Origin of the sequence: Enterococcus sp. DIV1304_2, from assembly GCF_050555445.1 — a bacterium.
Lineage (GTDB): Bacteria > Bacillota > Bacilli > Lactobacillales > Enterococcaceae > Enterococcus_B > Enterococcus_B pernyi.
Genome location: NZ_CP187851.1, coordinates 1,069,251 through 1,087,069 on the forward strand (window position 1 = coordinate 1,069,251; position 17,819 = coordinate 1,087,069).

Consider the following 17,819-nt stretch of genomic DNA (forward strand, 5'->3'; position numbering starts at 1 on the left):
AAATCGCACTGATTTTCGTTAGTGCGATTTTTTACCGGTTATTCTCCTGAAATGTCTTGTCGATGAGTATGAGATATCAACTAATGCAGGGGGTGAGAATATGGCTCAAAGGATCCCTCAAGAGACTATTGAGACGATTCGTAATCAAACGAATATCGTTGAGGTGATTGGGCAATACGTCCAGTTGAAAAAATCTGGGAAGAATTATTTAGGTCTCTGCCCTTTCCATGAAGAACGTACGCCTTCTTTTTCGGTTGCGGAAGATAAGCAGATTTTCCATTGTTTTGGTTGTGGAAAAGGTGGGAATGTCTTTACGTTTCTTCAAGAATTGGAAGGTCTGTCTTTTCCAGAAGCAGTAGTCAAGGTCGCTGATTTAGAACAGATCCAACTCGAAGATCAGTGGCGACAACAAACGTCAACTGCTCAAACCGGAGATTCAGCTACTGGTAAATTGATTGCGGCTCATGAAAAAGCAGTAGAAGTTTATCATCACATGTTGTTGCACACAAAAGTAGGTGAGCCAGCGTTAAATTATTTACTCGAACGCGGTCTGACCACCGAGTTGATCGAAGAATTCAAGATCGGTTTTTCGCCAAATGAACGCTCATTTTTACAACAAGTATTCCAAAATGAAGACTATTCTGAGGAAGTATTCCAGCAGTCCGGCTTGTTTGTGACCCATGATGATGGACGGATGTCGGATCGTTTTTATCAACGGATCATGTTTCCTCTTCGTAATGGTCAAGGTCGGACGATCGGGTTTTCTGGTCGTTACTTGGCTGGTGAACACGATACAAAAGATCAACCAAAATATTTGAACAGTCCTGAAACGGATCTGTTCAACAAAAGACAAGTCTTATTCAACTTAGACAAAGCACGTAGTGAGATCCGCAAGTCGGGTGAAATCTTACTATTCGAAGGGTTTATGGATGTTATCGCTGCATGGCAAGCGGGTGTCAAGACTGGTTTAGCCTCCATGGGAACAAGTCTCACGACTCAACAGATCCAGCAGATGGAAAAACTGACAAAAGAATTAGTGTTTTGTTATGATGGTGACCGTGCGGGAGTAGAAGCTACGAACCGAGGCATCGAGCTATTGCGTCAAAATAGTCGAATGCAATTATCTGTCGTAGCGATCCCAGAAAAACTCGATCCAGATGAGTACTTGAGAAAGTATGGGGAAGATGCTTTTCAAGAATTAGTTTTACACGGACGAGAAACCATTTTTGCTTTTAAATCGCGTTATTTGAAGCAAGAAAAAAATCTGGAAAATGAAAAAGATAAAATTGAATATCTTGAAGCGGTACTAAGTGAATTGAGTAAAGTTGTTTCGCCAATCGAACAAGACATGTATTTAACGCAGTTATCAGCAGAATTTCAGCTGAGTCGAGAAACGATGCAAAAACAAATACGTGATCTGCGCCGAAAGAATCAACCAACCAAGCAAGAACAAGCTCAACCAACGACAGAGCAGGTGTCCGTAAAATCTGGAACGATCAGACAAAAACGTCCACTATCTCAGGTTGAAAAAGCAGAACAAATGCTATTGTATCGCGCGTTCAAAGAACTTGCTGTGCGTAATCTACTCAAGGAACAAGGGGTTCAATTTATTCATGATACTTATGCAGAAATCTATTTTTTATTTGATGCGTTTGTATCTCAAAATGGAGAATTCAAACTTGCGGAGTTTTTAGACTTCTTGCAAGATGAAAATTTAAGGCGGATAGTGGTCGAGATCGAATACATGCGAATGGCGGAAGAAAGTACGCCGCGTGAGATCCAAGACTTACTGAGAGTGATCAGTAAATCGGGCTTAGCTGAAGAAATCATAACAAAAAAACAGATGCAGCAAGAAGCACGACGTACCGGGAACAAACAGTTAGAATTGGAATTGACGATTGAGATCATTAATTTAACGAAACAGTTAAAACAAGCCGAATAGCTACTTAAAGGGGGCCTTCTTTTATGGCAAATGGAACAGATGTTAAAAAATATGAAGCAGCAGTGGCAGCGTTCATTAAAGAAAATAAACCAAAAGGGCAAGTGATTTATGATGATCTATCAAATAAACTTGCGACACCATTCACTTTAAATGCAGATGAGATGGATAAGTTGATCCAAAAAGTAGAGGATGCAGGTATCAGCGTCGTTGACGAAAATGGTGAACCATCGATCCACAGTCTGAAAAGTGCTGAGAAAAAAGCAGAACAAGCTAAAACAGAAGATCTTTCTGCACCAACAGGCGTCAAAATCAATGATCCTGTTCGGATGTACCTCAAAGAAATTGGCCGCGTCTCCCTTTTAACTGCAGAAGAAGAAGTAGCATTAGCATTGAAGATCGAAGAAGGTGACCAGGAAGCGAAACAACGCTTAGCTGAAGCTAACCTTCGTTTAGTTGTAAGTATTGCCAAAAGATATGTGGGTCGTGGAATGCAATTTTTAGATTTGATCCAAGAAGGAAATATGGGATTGATGAAAGCTGTTGAAAAATTTGACTACCGTAAAGGGTTCAAATTTTCTACCTACGCAACTTGGTGGATCCGTCAAGCGATCACACGTGCGATTGCTGACCAAGCCCGCACGATTCGTATTCCAGTGCATATGGTAGAAACCATCAATAAATTGATCCGTATCCAACGTCAATTACTACAAGACTTAGGAAGAGAACCAACGCCTGAAGAAATCGGTGCTGAAATGGATCTTCCTACAGAAAAAGTACGCGAAATCTTAAAAATCGCTCAAGAACCTGTCTCATTAGAAACACCAATCGGTGAAGAAGATGATTCACATTTAGGTGATTTTATCGAGGACCAAGAAGCAACTAGTCCTGCGGAACATGCAGCGTATGAATTATTGAAAGAACAATTAGAAGATGTCTTAGATACTTTGACAGATCGTGAAGAAAACGTCTTACGTTTGCGTTTTGGCTTAGATGATGGCCGTACACGTACGTTGGAAGAAGTAGGTAAAGTCTTCGGCGTGACTCGTGAACGTATTCGACAAATCGAAGCAAAAGCATTAAGAAAACTTCGCCACCCATCACGCTCAAAACAATTGAAAGATTTCTTGGAATAATCAAGAAATAATTTTTTAAACAAAAAAACAGATCATTTTTCTTGAATGATAGAAAACCCTCAAAGTAGGAGATCACTCCAGCTATTGAGGGTTTGTTTTTTATCAAACAATTCGACTAACTTTCAACAAAGGTCCGTTTAAACAAAGTAGCTCATTACGGTCGTTATTTATTTTTTACTGAAAGACTTATTTGTTTTTTTATAAAATCCTTAGGATATCCTATTGGCGTGTGGATTAGATTATGGTAGATTTAATGGTAGCGAAAACCTAGTAAAGGAGCCGATCGCTAAGTGATAAAAAAATGTCCAAAATGTGGATCAGAAAAAATCAAAGATCAATCAAAATGTCCAGAATGTGACTTTGAACCACAACAAGATGAACTAACACAATTACCGCAAACAGATGACAATCAATCGTTAGACGAAACAGCTGAGGAAGTTTATCCAGACAGTATCGTGAATGATCCAATCGAATGGTCAGAACTAAAAGATCTACCGTTGGAATCTGTCATGGAGTTGTTTGACTCAAGTGACACGAGCACTGAGTCAAAGGATGATCAAGTAGATAAAAAAGAAAATACCAATCTTGACAAAGAAAAAACAGAGACAGATCACGCTGCTACCTCTGAGCAAAGAGAAAAAGCGCAGCAGAAAAAACGAGTAGCTGAATTAAAAGAAGCAGTAAACAATGAAGAAGAAAATTCCATTCTAGCTGCTTACATCAAGGCGCATCGTGAAGATACGACTGAAGAACACGCAAAAGAGCTGCTTCGAATGATCGAAACGGCGGCAGCAACGGGTGAGGATTCAGTCGACATTCGTTTGTCGGAAAATACAACGGAGCAAGTTTCTCCTGAAAAATCTCAAGAGGATGCAATAAAAGAGTCACCAGTGGAAAAACCAACAGAAGAAACGATCATTGAAGATACTGTGGTCGAAGATTCTTCAACAAGTACAGAAGAACAAGTAGACGTAATTACAAATATAGAAGAAACTGCCCCAGTTTCTACGGAAGAACCTGTAGAGCCGACTGAACCGATCGAAGAGGAAAGTTCTAAGGTTGAGGGTACGAAAGCTGCTTCAACAGATGCACCGCAACCAAAAGAAGCTCCTGAAACAACTGAACTGGTGGAAACACAGCCGGAACAGACAAAGGTTGAGGAACAAGAAACAAGCAATGCGTCCATCAAAAAAGAAGAATTGCCAAATGATCGAGGATCAAAGAAATCCAAAAAAAGATTATACCTGACGAGTGCGGCAGTGCTTTTACTTGGTGCAGGTGGTTGGATGTATTATGATCATCAGCAAAAAGTCCAAGCAGAAATCGCAGCTGAAACCCAACGTAAACAAGATAAAATGGCTGATTTACAATCAGATTTAGCTGCGTTTTATTTAGATGATGATGAACAGTTCATTCGTACAAGTATGATCAATCAAGACTTGTCAAAATTAAGGGCATCATTGAATGAGGTCAAAGATGAAAAAGGTTATGCAGATCTGGAAAAAACCTTTGAAGATATCCAATCAAAGATCAAACAGATCCAAACGGTCAATGAATGGTTTGTTACACCAGTTATCGCAGATGATCAACTGATCGCAGAACCCAAATTGAAAGCTGACCAAGCAATCCAAAGTTTTGAAACAGAAGATACAGCATTTGGTCAATTGATCGACAAAGCGACAAATGAAGCAACCAAACAGTATCAACAACTTCAAACAGCAAAAGAAAAAACTGCTGTGGTCTATGCAGATGGTCAAGTAAAAGATTCAGCAACGAAAGAGCAGTACGAGACAGCAAAAGTAGAAGTGGCGAAAGTAAAAAATGCAGAATTAGTCAAAGCACTTGCGACTGAATTGGATAAAGTCGATGAAGCTTTGACGAAAAAAGAAGAAGCGAAGAAAGCAGAAGAGGCGAAGAAAGCCGAAGAAGCGAAGAAAGCCGAAGAAGCGAAACAAGCGCAGGCACAGGCTGAAGCACAAGCACAAGCAGAGGCAGCTGCTCAACAAACTGAGTCGACACAGACAACGCCAGCGACAAATTCCGCAAACCGTCCAATCATGGAAACAAGAGCCAGTGATGTCGCAGATGCTTCAAATCCTGCTTGGAATTGGGCACCAGGAGTCAAAGAAAGTGTGATCGCAACAAGTATTGCACGAGGATATATCGTTGAAGGTGGTTATCGATTAGAGAAAGCTCGCATCGAAAACGGTGAAGGTTACTACAACCTTTATGCGACTTCAACTAAATCGTCATTGATGAGTGGCATCGGCGAAAGTGCACTACCATTTTATATCGTCACGATCAATTGTAAAACTGGTTGGTTTGGTGGGAACGGTAGCAACTAGATGATTGTTAGTTTGCTTTAGTATGACATAGAGTTCTATCAACCTAATTTACTATTCCCTCAAAGCGAAACAACAATGGTCCACAAACAATTTTTCTTTCTATCATAACGTCAAGAATAGGCCTTAGAATCCAAAAATATGAGGATATTTTCGGGTTTTATGGCCTATTTCAGTTGAACGCTTGCGTCTCAACCTTTTATAGAGAATCTCTATCCATAAACATGTCGTTATGTTATGATAGCAAAGAAATGTTGGAATACAAAGGCCTTTTAGAAAAGGAGAAAAAGATGAACGAATTATTAGCAAATGTCTTTACCGCAATGGTGATTGACGAAAATGAAAAAAATTATTTTGTCCAGAAAAATGGACAAACTTTCCGTTTAAGTAAAGAGGAAGGGGAGCATACGATCGGCGAAGCAGTCGAAGGGTTTGGTTACCAGAATCAAAAACAAGAAAATCGTTTTACAACGGTGATCCCGAAGAGTCGCATCGGACATTATGCCTTTGGAACAGTCACTTCTTCAAGAAAAGATCTAGGTGTCTTTGTTGATATTGGTTTACCGGATAAAGATTTTGTTGTTTCACTGGATGAGCTACCTACAATGACTGAGTTGTGGCCTAAAAAAGGTGATCAGTTGATGATCGCTTTACGTGTCGACGCGAAAGATCGCATTTGGGGAAGTTTAGCAGAAGAAAGAATCTTCAAATCACTAAGTAAGCAAGGTTCAGAAGAATTGAAAAATAAAAACATCTCAGGAATCGCTTATCGTTTGAAGCTGACGGGAACGTATTTGCTGACGGATGATTTTTATATTGGGTTCATCCATCCTTCAGAACGTTACCGCGAACCACGTTTAGGTGAAAAAGTAGAAGGACGCGTAGTTGGGGCTAGACCTGATGGTGTGTTGAATATCTCTTTGAAACCACGTGCACATGAAACGATTTCTGATGATGCACAAATGATCTTAACGATTTTAGAACGTTCGGCAGATCAACAAATCGCATTCACTGACAAATCAGATCCAGATGAGATCATGCGTGCGTTTGGAATCAGTAAAGGAGCATTTAAGCGTGCGATTGGTAATTTATTGAAACAAGGATTGATCAAACAAGAGGATGGCGTGACGAAATTAGCAAAAAAATCTAATTGAGAATGACTTGCATGTTTTTCTCGTCTAGCTTATAATAATTTTAATCTAGAACGGTTGATTAGATATCTTAATTATAATCATTATAAATTGTTGGGGTTGAGAAAAATGGGCATGAATACAATGTCAGTAATGAAAAAAACAAAACAGCAGCTACATGAATCTGGGTTTAAACTGACCCCACAACGCGAAGCAACCTTGCTCGTCCTCTTAGAGAACGAAAAAGAACACTTGTCAGCAGAAGAAGTTTTCTTTCTAGTCAAAAAGAAAAACTCTGAGATTGGTTTGGCCACCGTTTATCGGACGTTGGAGATTCTAACGGATCTAAAAGTCATCGACAAAGTCAGCTTCAATGATGGTGTGGCTCGGTATGATCTGCGAAAAGAAGGAGCCAAACATTTTCATCATCATCTCCTGTGCTTAGATTGTGGAACGATCGAGGAAGTCGAAGAAGATCTGCTAAGTGAAGTTGAACAAGTGATCGAACAGCGTTACCACTTTTTTGTCAAAGATCATCGTTTGACCTTTCATGGTATCTGCCAAGAATGCTATAATAAGAAAAAAGAAAGAAAGACCGTCTGAATTGATAGACGGCTTTTTCTTTGAAGTGTCTACGAAAAAATAGACTACCGAAACCAAAGGCTATCTGATATGATAAAGAAGCATGAGGTGAGAATGATGGAAGAAGAAATCAATGAATATCTTCGCTATTTAAGTATCGAGCGTGGATTATCGTTCAATACTCGAAAAAGTTATGAACGAGACTTGAATCAATACTTGCACTATCTGAAAGAACACGAGATAACCTCTTGGCAAACAATTGATCGATTTGTCGTCATCCAATACTTAGAAACGTTGCATGCGGAAAATAAGGCTTCTGCAACGATTACACGTATGATCACAAGTTTAAGAAAATTCCATCAATTTTTGCGACAAGAACGGTATACAGAACAAGATCCAATGCAACATATCGAGACACCGAAGAAAGCCCAAAAGTTGCCAAGTACGTTGTCTTTAAAGGAAGTAGAACGACTGATCGAAACACCTGATACATCGAAAAATTTAGGGATCAGAGATCGCGCTATTTTAGAAGTCATGTATGCAACAGGGATGCGTGTGAGTGAGTTAGTCGGACTGAAGTTAGGCGATTTGCACTTGTCTTTAGGGCTGGTCCAAACCTTAGGTAAAGGAGATAAAGAACGAATCATTCCTTTAGGCGATTATGCGATTCAATGGTTAGAACGCTATTTGGATGAGGTTCGTCCTTTACTAGTCAAAAATCCATCTGAAACCCACGTTTTTTTGAATCATCATGGTTCAGGTCTCTCTCGACAAGGAATATGGAAAAATTTAAAACAACTTGTTCGAGAAGCAGGGATCTACAAAGACGTGACCCCTCATACATTGAGGCATAGTTTTGCGACACATTTACTAGAGAATGGGGCGGATTTACGTACCGTTCAAGAACTATTAGGTCATGCAGATATTTCAACGACACAGATCTATACACATATCACGAAAAAAAGAATGACAGATGTCTACAAGCAGCATTTCCCAAGGGCTTAGTTTATAGGATGGTGAGAAAATGTTAACACATTATCGAAAAGAAAACCGAAAAATCGCGATGGGACTATTGAGCTTTCATAAAAAGTTAAATGCAGAATCAAGTTTACTAAAAGAGATCGATACGTATGAATCTGCTGAGGATTATGAACTTTTTTTCTATACACCAGAAGATTCTACAAATATCCAAGGAGTCATTGGTGTTCATTGGAATGATAAAGATCAGATGACGATTCACGATATTTCGTTGAATCCTTCCTACCGGGGGGAGAATATCGGGTTTCAAATGTTGAATGAATTGCAAGCAAAATACCCTGATGTGTTGATCCATCCAACGGATATCACAGAAGCTTATTTAAGTAGATGGATTAAGGAAAATAAGAAAGAGTGAATGATGTGACAGAAATCAATATCAAATTAGATGTCTTTGAAGGTCCATTAGATTTACTCCTTCATCTGATCCAAGATATGTCGATCGATATTTACGATATCCCGATCGCCACTATCACGGAACAATACATGAACTATATCCATACGATGAAGACGCTTGAGTTAGCTGTGGCAGGAGAATATCTCGTCATGGCGGCAACACTGATGGCAATCAAAAGCAAGACTTTATTGCCTATCCAAGAAGTGAGCAATGACGAAGAAGAATTTTGGGAAGAAGATCCTCGTGACGAATTAGTTAATCAGCTGTTAGAATACCGCAAATTCAAATATGCAGCAGAGAAGCTTACTGAAAAGGCAGAAGAACGTAGTTTGTATTTCACAAAAGAACCTTCTGCAATCGATGAGTTATTGGGTCAAGAAAAACCATTGAAGCGTGGACAAGTGAAAAAAATCGATTTATTTCAAGCCATGCAGAAAATTTTAGAACGAAAGAAATTTGCCCAAAAAGAAGAAAAAACGATCGCACCTGATGATGCGACAATCGAAGAACGAATGACATTTATCCAACAGCGCATCGTCTCTCAAAAAAATGGCTGTTTGTTCGAATCTTTTTTTGAAACGCCTTCTAGAAACGAAGTCGTCACAACATTTTTGGCGATCCTCGAATTGATGAAAAATGGACAGATCGTGGCTCAGCAAGAAAAAAATTATGAATCAATCATGCTTTATCCAGCAGTAGGAGATACACAACATGACGAAATTAAGTGAACTTGAAGCAATCTTATTTATAGTAGGAGAAGAAGGGACGACAATCGAAGAATTGAGTGCCTTACTGACCTATACACGAGAAGAAACGACTGCTTTAGTGGCAGAGTTGGCAGCTAGTTATGAAGCAAATGACAACACAGCGTTACATCTTTTTGAAACAGAAAAACAAATCGTGCTGACTACCAAAAAGGAGTTAGCGCCGATCGTCAAAAGATACGCGCAAGGGACATCGAATACCTTGTCACAAGCGGCAGTCGAAACACTAGCAATCATTGCATATAAACAACCGATCACTAGAAGTGAGGTCGAGTTGATTCGTGGTGTTCAAGTTTCTGGCGCGATTCAACGCTTGACTGCACACCAACTGATCGAAGAAAAAGGGCGAGTTGATGGACCAGGTCGCCCGATCCTTTACGGGACCACAAGTCATTTTTTAGATTATTTTGGTCTGAGATCGCTAAATGAGTTACCCGATATTCAAGATATCGAACGTTCACTGGAAGAAGACGCACCCCTTGATTTATTTTTTGATGGCGTGCATGAAGGAGAAAACATATAATGGAAAGATTACAAAAAGTAATTGCTCACGCAGGAATTACCTCTCGCCGTAAAGCCGAAGAATATATTTTGGCTGGTCGAGTAAAAGTAAATGGTCAAGTCGTCAAAGAACTTGGCGTAAAAGTTGGCAAACACGATACAGTGGAAGTCGACCAAGTGCCGATCTATCAAGAAGAATATGGCTACTATTTACTTTATAAGCCAAAAGGCGTCATTTCTGCTGTAGCAGATGACAAGGGCCGGAAAGTAGTGACAGACCTATTACCAATGGTCAAAGAGCGCATCTATCCAGTTGGACGACTAGATTATGATACTTCTGGCATACTTTTATTGACGAATGATGGTGATTTTGCGCAACGATTGACGCATCCAAAGCATGAAGTTGATAAAGTATATGTTGCCAAAGTCAAAGGGATCGCCACTAAGTCAGCGCTGAATCCATTGACAAAAGGAATCAAAATTGAAGGAAAGAAAACGTCACCTGCAAAGTATGCTATTTTATCTGTTGATCCTCATACGAATCATAGTATCGTAGAATTAACGATCCATGAAGGCCGTAACCACCAAGTAAAAAACATGCTACAAGCCGTCGGGTTACCTGTGCAAAAATTAAAACGAGAAAAATATGGCGAATTGACCTTGCAAGGTTTACGTCCTGGTGAGTATCGTGAGCTCAATAAAAAAGAAATCAGTCAGTTATTGAATCAATCAAAATAAATAACTTACTTTTTGTAAGACTAAATACCTTGCTTTTTTGTTATGAAATAAGTATAATAAAATGGTAAACAAAAATTAGATATGGTTCGTCTTCAGGGGCAGGGTGAAATTCCCGACCGGTGGTTATAGTCCACGACCTACTTTTGCGAGTAGCTGAATCGGTGAAATTCCGATACCGACAGTAAAGTCTGGATAAAGAAGATAGAGCTTATTTGGCATACGTATGTACAAATGACTCTAACTCTATTTTCCCCTGCGAAAATAGAGTTTTTTTGTTTGTGTTTACGTGGTTGAATAGTTCGCTGAAGAGGAATCCCAACAGGAGGATTTCAACATGAAGAACACCCGAGTACAAAAAATGGTTGCGGTCGCATTATTTGCTGCAATCGGATTGGTTTTGCAATTTTTCTCATTTCCAATCATGCCAACATTTAGCTTTTTGAAAATCGATTTTAGTGATATCCCAGTTTTGATCAGCATGTTTTTATTTGGTCCGTTAGCGGGGATCGTTACCGCGTTTTTACGTTCGATCTTACATTTGATCATGACCGGTTTTAGTCCGGAGAATCTAGTTGGCGACGTCGCTAGTTTCTTTTCAACAGCGGTCTTTACTTTACCGATTTTCTACATCTTCAAAAGAAACAAATACCAAAAAGGAAAAAATCAAATTTTAGGCGTGATCAGTGGAACACTTGCACTAACCATTTTCATGAGTATTGCGAACTATTTTGTGATCACACCTCTTTATTTAACATTTTTAGGCCTTAACGCAACCCAAATGTTAGGTATGCCACTGGCAAATTACATTTTGATCGGTATCGTACCTTTTAACTTGATCAAAGGATTTATCGTTAGTGTGGCATTCCTTGTCTTACACGCCAAACTACTGCCTTGGTTGAGCAGAAAACAACACCAGTTAGAAAAACGACATAGCGTGGTAAAATAAAAGTAAACGACTCTTTTTAAAAAACTACGATATATTATAATACAGAAAATACAAGTAAACTTGAAAGTAGTAATTCCTACTTTCAAGTTTTTTTGGCTCTTTGTCAATAAGGACTGATGAGTTGCGAAAAATTAAATCTGGGTCAGAATGAACCTCATTCTGGCTCAGATTTTTTGTTATCTAACATTGATTAATCGATTGGTCAAAAAGATTCTAATTTTCATGTTCTCAAATGATCTAAAACCGTAGGATACTCGTTTCATCGTTTTTATGTGGGTATTCTTTGCTTCTATTTTTCCATTGGAGTAAGGATAAATCATCGCATTGGCGATGCCTTCTTCGTAGGTCAGAAGGTTTTGAAGTTTCTCACGAAAGCCGTCATCTAACGTTTCGGGAAGTTCTGCCAATAAGGAGAAAAACAAGTCAGGGTCTTTGTCTCGAAAAGCTTCAACTAATTCATGGAAAAAGGGATATGCCTCCTTTAGGGGCGTAGAAAAGCTAAGCAATCGATCAATCATCATTGCTTCAGTAAGAAATGGGTATTTAGGTGCTCGGAAACTTTTCCATGTTTTATACTCATAGTGGTTAATGTTTGCACGATTTTTTAGCAGAAAGCGCCAGTTCTTTTTCAGTTTTTCTGCATGGCTTTTCTGTCCTGCTTTACGCAGTTCATTCATTTCACGGATACGCAACTCATTGAAAGCTTGATTCATGTGTTTGACAATATGAAACCGATCAATCACTACTTTCGCATTTGGCAGAACGCGTTTGGTAAGCTGGAAGTAGGCGGCGTTCATGTCTGTGACTAAGAATTTTACTTCTTCTGGATTGATGCAGCCCAAGAAATAGTTTGTTAATCGAGGTAATTTACGCGTAGGTAAGATATCAATTAAATTACCTGTTTCTCCATCTGCGCAAATAAAGCTCATTTTATCTTCTATGGAAGTGTGCGAACGAAATTCATCAACCATCAATACTTTGGGGAGAATCCTCTTAGTGGGCTTTGGTAAATAGCTTTTAAACTCTTTCAATGTACGAATAACGGTAGTCAAAGATACCTGACAGCTTTTCGCAATAAAAGATAAAGAGACTTTTTCAGTCAGTAAAGAAGCAATTTTATATCTGACATGATCCGCAATTGAATGTCTTGGGCGGACAAAATAGCTTTGAGCAGTCCAATGGGTTCGACAGTTTTTACAGGTATAGCGTTGCTTTTTTAAGCGCATAACCATTGGCATATGATTGTATTGTTCAAAGCGGACAATGATTTCCTTCTTCCCATTTTTCACGACAATTGCTTTCCCGTTTCCATCTACCACAGTAGAACCACAACTTCTACAGGTACGAGGATCAGGTGAGAGAATGGCATTAATGACCAATGTCTTTTCCTTATGAAAGATCTCGTAAGAGATCTCAGTAATCATCAAATCTTTATCTATTAATCTCAGCATTTTTTTGATAGAATCATTCATATAGCATATCGTCCTCTCAGTTGTTTATTTTGTGGTGATTTAATCATACTAGAGAACGATATGTTTTTTAATACCTAAAATGAAAATGGGACTGAAGAATCAATTTTGATTCATCAGTCCCATAAATTATAGAGCCGTTTTTTTTACTAAAAAGGGCATTTCCAGTTATTTATATAGAGCCTAGATAGTTTTTTTTGGATGATAACAAATGACCAATCATAGGTATTCTTATAGCTAACACATATTTTTTTAAAGTTTTTCTTAATATTTTGTTATGAAAAAAAATTCAATAACCGACATTGTGTAAGCGTTTTATAAATCGTGTCTGAGTATTTTTTGCCTTTTTGTATAAAAATGTATTTTATGCGTTTTAACGTGAAATTCTTCTCCTTTTGTTTGTTAGATGGACCTGATATAATAGACGACGGAAACGCTACAATTAGTATGAATAAAGCATTTCAATTAAATAATCAAAGGAGGGACAATAAACGAGGGTTTTGAATAAAATTTATCGAATCTACTAGTTATTATTTTTGTTCTTATCATCTTTTTGATAAAATACCGATGTGTCAAAGATTTTTGAAACAAGAAAGGAAGAAGAAAATGGAACAAACAACGAAGAAGAAATTTCAAATGCCTTCAGCGTACTCGGTCTTATTCATTATTATTGCCATTATCGCTGTACTTACATGGTTCATCCCAGCAGGACACTACAGTGTGGATGAAGCCGGTAATATCATTGCAGGGTCTTACGAAAGAGTCCAACAAAATCCACAAGGACTTTGGGATATCTTTATGGCTCCAGTCAACGGGATGTTGGGTGTACCAGCGGGTGAGTTAACGAAAGAAACACCTGCGGCAATTCCAATTTCATTCTTTATCTTAATTGTTGGTGGTTTCTTAGGAATTATCAATAAAACTGGCGCATTAGATGCTGGGATCGCAACTGTTGTTAAACGCTTCAAAGGGAAAGAAAAAATGTTGATCCCTGTATTGATGCTTTTATTCGCTTTAGGTGGATCAACTTATGGAATGGCGGAAGAAACGATTCCATTTTACGCATTATTGATTCCTGTTATGATGGCCGTTGGTTTTGATACTGTCACAGCAGTAGCCATCGTGTTGGTCGGATCTCAAGTGGGTTGTTTGGCATCAACAGTTAACCCATTTGCGACAGGAGTTGCATCACAAGCCGTTGGTATTTCAATGGGTGAAGGAATTGGGTTACGTTTCTTTATGTTCGTTGTCTTATTAACAATCTCTATTATTTATGTGTATCGCTATGCGTCGAAGATCGAAAAAGATCCAACCAAATCTTTAGTATATAATCAGCGCGAAGAAGACATGAAACACTTTGATATCGAAGCAATCAATCGTCAAGAAATGATCACGAAAAAACAAAAACATGTGAATGTATTGTTCTTCCTTACTTTTGGTATCATGATCATTAGTTTGATTCCGTGGACAACATTGAATGAAAACTTCACTATTTTTGAGTCATTGACAAATTGGTTAACTGGCCTACCTGTAATTGGAACTGTTTTAGGTAAAAACATGTTGCCTCTAGGCGATTGGTATTTCCCTGAAATCACAATGTTATTCTTAGTAATGTCAATCGTTGTGGCAATCACTTTTGGTATGAAAGAATCTGATTTTGTCAAAGAATTCTTAGCAGGTGCTTCAGACTTGATCGGTGTAGCAATCGTTGTCGCTGTTGCCCGTGGGATCCAAGTAGTGATGAACAACGGTCTGATCACAGATACGATCTTACATTGGGGAGAACAAGGATTAAGCTCATTATCATCAAGTGTCTTCTTGATCCTTACATTTATCTTCTATATCCCTATGTCATTCTTGATTCCATCAACTTCTGGCTTAGCAGCTGCTACAATGGGAATCATGGGACCAATGGGAGAATTTGCCGGTGTCGGTAAAGATCTAGTAATCACTGCTTACCAATCAGCATCTGGTTTAGTGAACTTGATCACGCCAACTTCTGCTATCGTAATGGGTGCAATCGCCATTGCCCGCTTTGATATTTCCGTTTGGTGGAAATTCACTGGGAAGTTGATTGCCATCTTATTTGTTGCCATCTGTGTGATCTTAGGTGTAGCAGCAATGTTCTAATTCTAGACAAATGACAGCCAAAGTTCTATGATAAATGAAGAAACACTATCTATTGACTGAATAAAGAGATATGAATCCTTTATTTACCATGTACGATGTATCACTTGTATGTAAGAGATCGTCGGTAGAAATAAGACCTTTGAAAAAACGAGTTACTCTGTTGATGAAATGGTGACTGAAGAATCCAGCGCCAAGAAATAAGCGACAAAACCCGAAACTTGGATTTTGGGTTTTGTCGCTTATTTCCGAAGGCGTTGGCTTTTGCACAGAAAATTTCGTAAACAGTGTCCTATTGCACTCGAGCAGATGGACATGTGGATCAAAGTAGTATTTTCTGCCGTCATCTTTTTTTTAAAATAATGAGGAGGCAAAGTTGATGAAACAATTTGTAACAGAACAACATCATGAACAAGCATTAGAATCATTAAGTGAGTTGATCAGAATTCCTTCTGTGTTGGATGAATCTGATTCTGGAGAGGGACATCCTTTTGGGAAAAAAGTTGTAGAAGCTTTAGATAAAGTGTTAGAAATCAGTGAAGGATTAGGTTTCAAAACATTTAAAGATCCCGAAGGCTACTATGGTTATGCAGAAGTAGGCTCAGGAGACGAGTTATTTGGTATCTTATGCCATATGGACGTTGTCCCTGGAGGCGATGAAAAAAACTGGGAATCTAAACCTTTTGAGCCAACGATCAAAGATGGCTGGCTAGTTGGTCGTGGCTCTCAAGACGATAAAGGACCTTCGATTGCTGCGATGTATGCAGTGAAAGCATTGATGGATGCAGGGGTAGAATTTAATACGCGCATTCGTTTCATCTTCGGAACGGACGAAGAAAACCTTTGGCGTTGTTTAGATAAATACAATGAAAAAGAAGAAGGAATCACACAAGGCTTTGCGCCAGATGCAGAATTTCCTTTGATCTATGCAGAAAAAGGCTTGCTACAAGCTTACTTGACAGGTCCTGGCACAAATGAATTTTCTGTAAATGCTGGTGGGGCACTAAATGTAGTGCCGGATTCTGCACCATATTCGGGCGAAAAATTGGCAGAAGTAAAAGCAGCGTTAACGAAACACAACTTCGATTTTGAAGATCAAGGTAACTCGATCACAGTGCTAGGAAAAAGTATCCACGCAAAGGATGCCGCAGAAGGTGTCAATGCGATTTCTCGTTTAGCGATCGCTTTATCTGAAGTTTTTGATTTTGCGCCAATTAAGTTTTTAGGTGAATTAGTCCAAGAAAATGCGACTGGTGAAAAAGTAGTCGGAAAGACTGTTGACGAACAATCTGGTGAGTTGACGATGAACTTCGCTAGTTTAGAAATCACACCTGAGCAAACAAAAATCGGGGTGGACATGCGTATCCCTGTAACCTTCAAAAAAGAGGAACTTGTCGAAAAAATGACAGAAAAAATCAAAGCATACGATTTATCATATGAAGAATTTGATTTCTTGGATTCATTATACGTTCCTTTGGAGAGCGAATTGATCCAAAACTTATTAGGAACGTACCGTGATATCACAGGGGACATGACTGAGCCATTTGTTTCTGGTGGAGCAACCTTTGCCCGTACGATGAACCAATGTGTCGCTTTCGGTGCAATGTTCCCTGATACACCAGACTTCATGCACCAAGCCAATGAACGATGGGAATTAAGCAGCATGTACAAAGCGATGGAAATCTACGCAGAAGCGGTTTATCGCTTGTGTGGAAAGTAAACCATAGTTAGTTAAGAAACGAATAAGATTTATAAAAAGTAACCACCACTATTTTGAGAAACTTTGTCAAAGTAGTGGTGGATTTCTTCACCATCTAAACATCCATAATTAAGCAACAAGCGTAATAGCTATTTCACATACTCAGAAATTTGTTGGAATGTAGATACTATGATAATATGTATCTACATATTGAATATATTATAAACAGAAAGGAAAAAATTAATGGATAAAATTCGTAAATACAAAATCAGAAAATCTGGAAATAGTGATGTAACAACAATACCAAATGAAGTAAAAGAGTATATTGGAGTTAAAACTGGAGAGTCCATTAGTTATATATTTGATAAAGATGGGGCAGTTAGGATAGTAAAAGCACAAGAGGAAATTGATATTGATACTATTGTCGACTCTGTGATGAATCAATATGATCAAGCATTGAAAGATTTGGTCGACCTATGATATATTTGACTTCAAAACACATCATAAAGATAAATGCTAAAGTAATTTTAGCATATTCTCAAGGTGAAACAATCGGTATAAAAGATGCAACTGCACTAGATATGGCAATAAATCAACCTGCACAGTCAGTTTTTGGCAGAGATTTGTATCCTACGATATTTGATAAAGCATCTATACTTACAATCAATTTAGCTACAAAGCATCCTTTTCATAATGGTAACAAACGTACAGCATTTGTATCGATGATTACATTTTTGCAAGCGAATGGATATACAACAACTTTTACCCAGCAAGAGGCAGTTAAATTCATTTTAGATATTACTACTAGTAAAAAAGAATTTGATGAATTAAAACGAACTGTCTCGACTTACCTAACTCGGTCAGGAAAAGTTAATCCAAAGTAGTTCCCACATCGATTTTCCAGTTGATTAATCGTTTCCTAGAGTAAATGAGGCGAGTTCATGCACAACAGTGAATACATAAATTGAGTTTAATATAACAATGTAAGAAACCACCACTATTTTGAGAAATTTT

General features: G+C 38.4%; 16 protein-coding genes and 1 riboswitch. Of the genes, 15 read left to right on the top strand and 1 reads right to left on the bottom strand.

Features of this window, described 5'->3' with window-relative positions; translation table 11 throughout:
• Window positions 1-100: 100 nt before the first annotated feature.
• The 11 genes from dnaG to IGJ14_RS05125 all read left to right on the top strand — a co-directional run bounded on the left by dnaG (window position 101) and on the right by IGJ14_RS05125 (window position 11,510).
• Window positions 101-1,942, top strand: coding sequence for a DNA primase (gene dnaG, locus IGJ14_RS05075; RefSeq protein WP_071866349.1), 1,842 nt, complete (start codon window positions 101-103; stop codon window positions 1,940-1,942).
• Between the two features lie 23 nt (window positions 1,943-1,965).
• Complete coding sequence (gene rpoD, locus IGJ14_RS05080; RefSeq protein ID WP_010735787.1) at window positions 1,966-3,075, top strand: RNA polymerase sigma factor RpoD; 1,110 nt, start codon at window positions 1,966-1,968, stop codon at window positions 3,073-3,075.
• Window positions 3,076-3,365: 290 nt separating this feature from the next.
• Complete coding sequence (locus IGJ14_RS05085; protein ID WP_430608361.1) at window positions 3,366-5,420, top strand: cell division site-positioning protein MapZ family protein; 2,055 nt, start codon at window positions 3,366-3,368, stop codon at window positions 5,418-5,420.
• 287 nt (window positions 5,421-5,707) lie between these two features.
• The gene (locus IGJ14_RS05090; RefSeq protein WP_071866351.1) at window positions 5,708-6,571 is read left to right on the top strand and encodes a CvfB family protein; all 864 of its coding nucleotides are present in this window, start codon (window positions 5,708-5,710) and stop codon (window positions 6,569-6,571) included.
• Between the two features lie 105 nt (window positions 6,572-6,676).
• Window positions 6,677-7,150 carry a Fur family transcriptional regulator gene (locus IGJ14_RS05095; RefSeq protein WP_023519469.1) on the top strand — a complete coding sequence of 158 codons (474 nt, stop codon included), beginning with the start codon at window positions 6,677-6,679 and terminating at the stop codon, window positions 7,148-7,150.
• 96 nt (window positions 7,151-7,246) lie between these two features.
• Window positions 7,247-8,134, top strand: a complete 888-nt coding sequence (gene xerD / locus IGJ14_RS05100) for a site-specific tyrosine recombinase XerD (protein WP_071866352.1) — start codon at window positions 7,247-7,249, stop codon at window positions 8,132-8,134.
• Window positions 8,135-8,153: 19 nt separating this feature from the next.
• Complete coding sequence (locus tag IGJ14_RS05105; protein WP_071866353.1) at window positions 8,154-8,522, top strand: GNAT family N-acetyltransferase; 369 nt, start codon at window positions 8,154-8,156, stop codon at window positions 8,520-8,522.
• Complete coding sequence (locus IGJ14_RS05110; RefSeq protein ID WP_269149416.1) at window positions 8,519-9,289, top strand: segregation/condensation protein A; 771 nt, start codon at window positions 8,519-8,521, stop codon at window positions 9,287-9,289. Before IGJ14_RS05105 ends, IGJ14_RS05110 begins: the two co-directional genes overlap by 4 nt.
• Entirely contained in the window at window positions 9,273-9,848 is a 576-nt protein-coding gene (gene scpB / locus IGJ14_RS05115; protein WP_074801184.1) for an SMC-Scp complex subunit ScpB, read from the top strand. The genes IGJ14_RS05110 and scpB overlap by 17 nt, the downstream gene beginning before the upstream one ends.
• Window positions 9,848-10,564, top strand: coding sequence for a pseudouridine synthase (locus tag IGJ14_RS05120; protein WP_010735779.1), 717 nt, complete (start codon window positions 9,848-9,850; stop codon window positions 10,562-10,564). The genes scpB and IGJ14_RS05120 overlap by 1 nt, the downstream gene beginning before the upstream one ends.
• Before the next feature lie 84 nt (window positions 10,565-10,648).
• A riboswitch (FMN riboswitch) is annotated at window positions 10,649-10,771 on the top strand.
• Window positions 10,772-10,898: 127 nt separating this feature from the next.
• Window positions 10,899-11,510 carry an ECF transporter S component gene (locus IGJ14_RS05125; protein ID WP_019723230.1) on the top strand — a complete coding sequence of 204 codons (612 nt, stop codon included), beginning with the start codon at window positions 10,899-10,901 and terminating at the stop codon, window positions 11,508-11,510.
• A gap of 176 nt (window positions 11,511-11,686) precedes the next feature.
• Here the strand turns inward: IGJ14_RS05125 and IGJ14_RS05130 are convergent, their stop codons facing one another.
• A complete protein-coding gene (locus tag IGJ14_RS05130) occupies window positions 11,687-12,982 on the bottom strand; it encodes an ISL3 family transposase (protein WP_430608363.1) in 1,296 nt (431 codons plus the stop codon).
• Between the two features lie 603 nt (window positions 12,983-13,585).
• Here IGJ14_RS05130 and IGJ14_RS05135 point away from each other — a divergent pair.
• The 4 genes from IGJ14_RS05135 to IGJ14_RS05150 all read left to right on the top strand — a co-directional run bounded on the left by IGJ14_RS05135 (window position 13,586) and on the right by IGJ14_RS05150 (window position 17,689).
• On the top strand, window positions 13,586-15,109 hold the full coding sequence (locus IGJ14_RS05135; RefSeq protein ID WP_065096592.1) for a YfcC family protein: 1,524 nt from the start codon (window positions 13,586-13,588) through the stop codon (window positions 15,107-15,109).
• Window positions 15,110-15,485: 376 nt separating this feature from the next.
• Complete coding sequence (locus tag IGJ14_RS05140) at window positions 15,486-16,826, top strand: M20 family metallopeptidase (protein ID WP_430608364.1); 1,341 nt, start codon at window positions 15,486-15,488, stop codon at window positions 16,824-16,826.
• A gap of 222 nt (window positions 16,827-17,048) precedes the next feature.
• Window positions 17,049-17,285, top strand: a complete 237-nt coding sequence (locus tag IGJ14_RS05145; protein ID WP_071866356.1) for an addiction module antitoxin — start codon at window positions 17,049-17,051, stop codon at window positions 17,283-17,285.
• A complete protein-coding gene (locus tag IGJ14_RS05150; protein WP_071866357.1) occupies window positions 17,282-17,689 on the top strand; it encodes a type II toxin-antitoxin system death-on-curing family toxin in 408 nt (135 codons plus the stop codon). Before IGJ14_RS05145 ends, IGJ14_RS05150 begins: the two co-directional genes overlap by 4 nt.
• The last annotated feature ends 130 nt before the right edge of the window (window positions 17,690-17,819 follow it).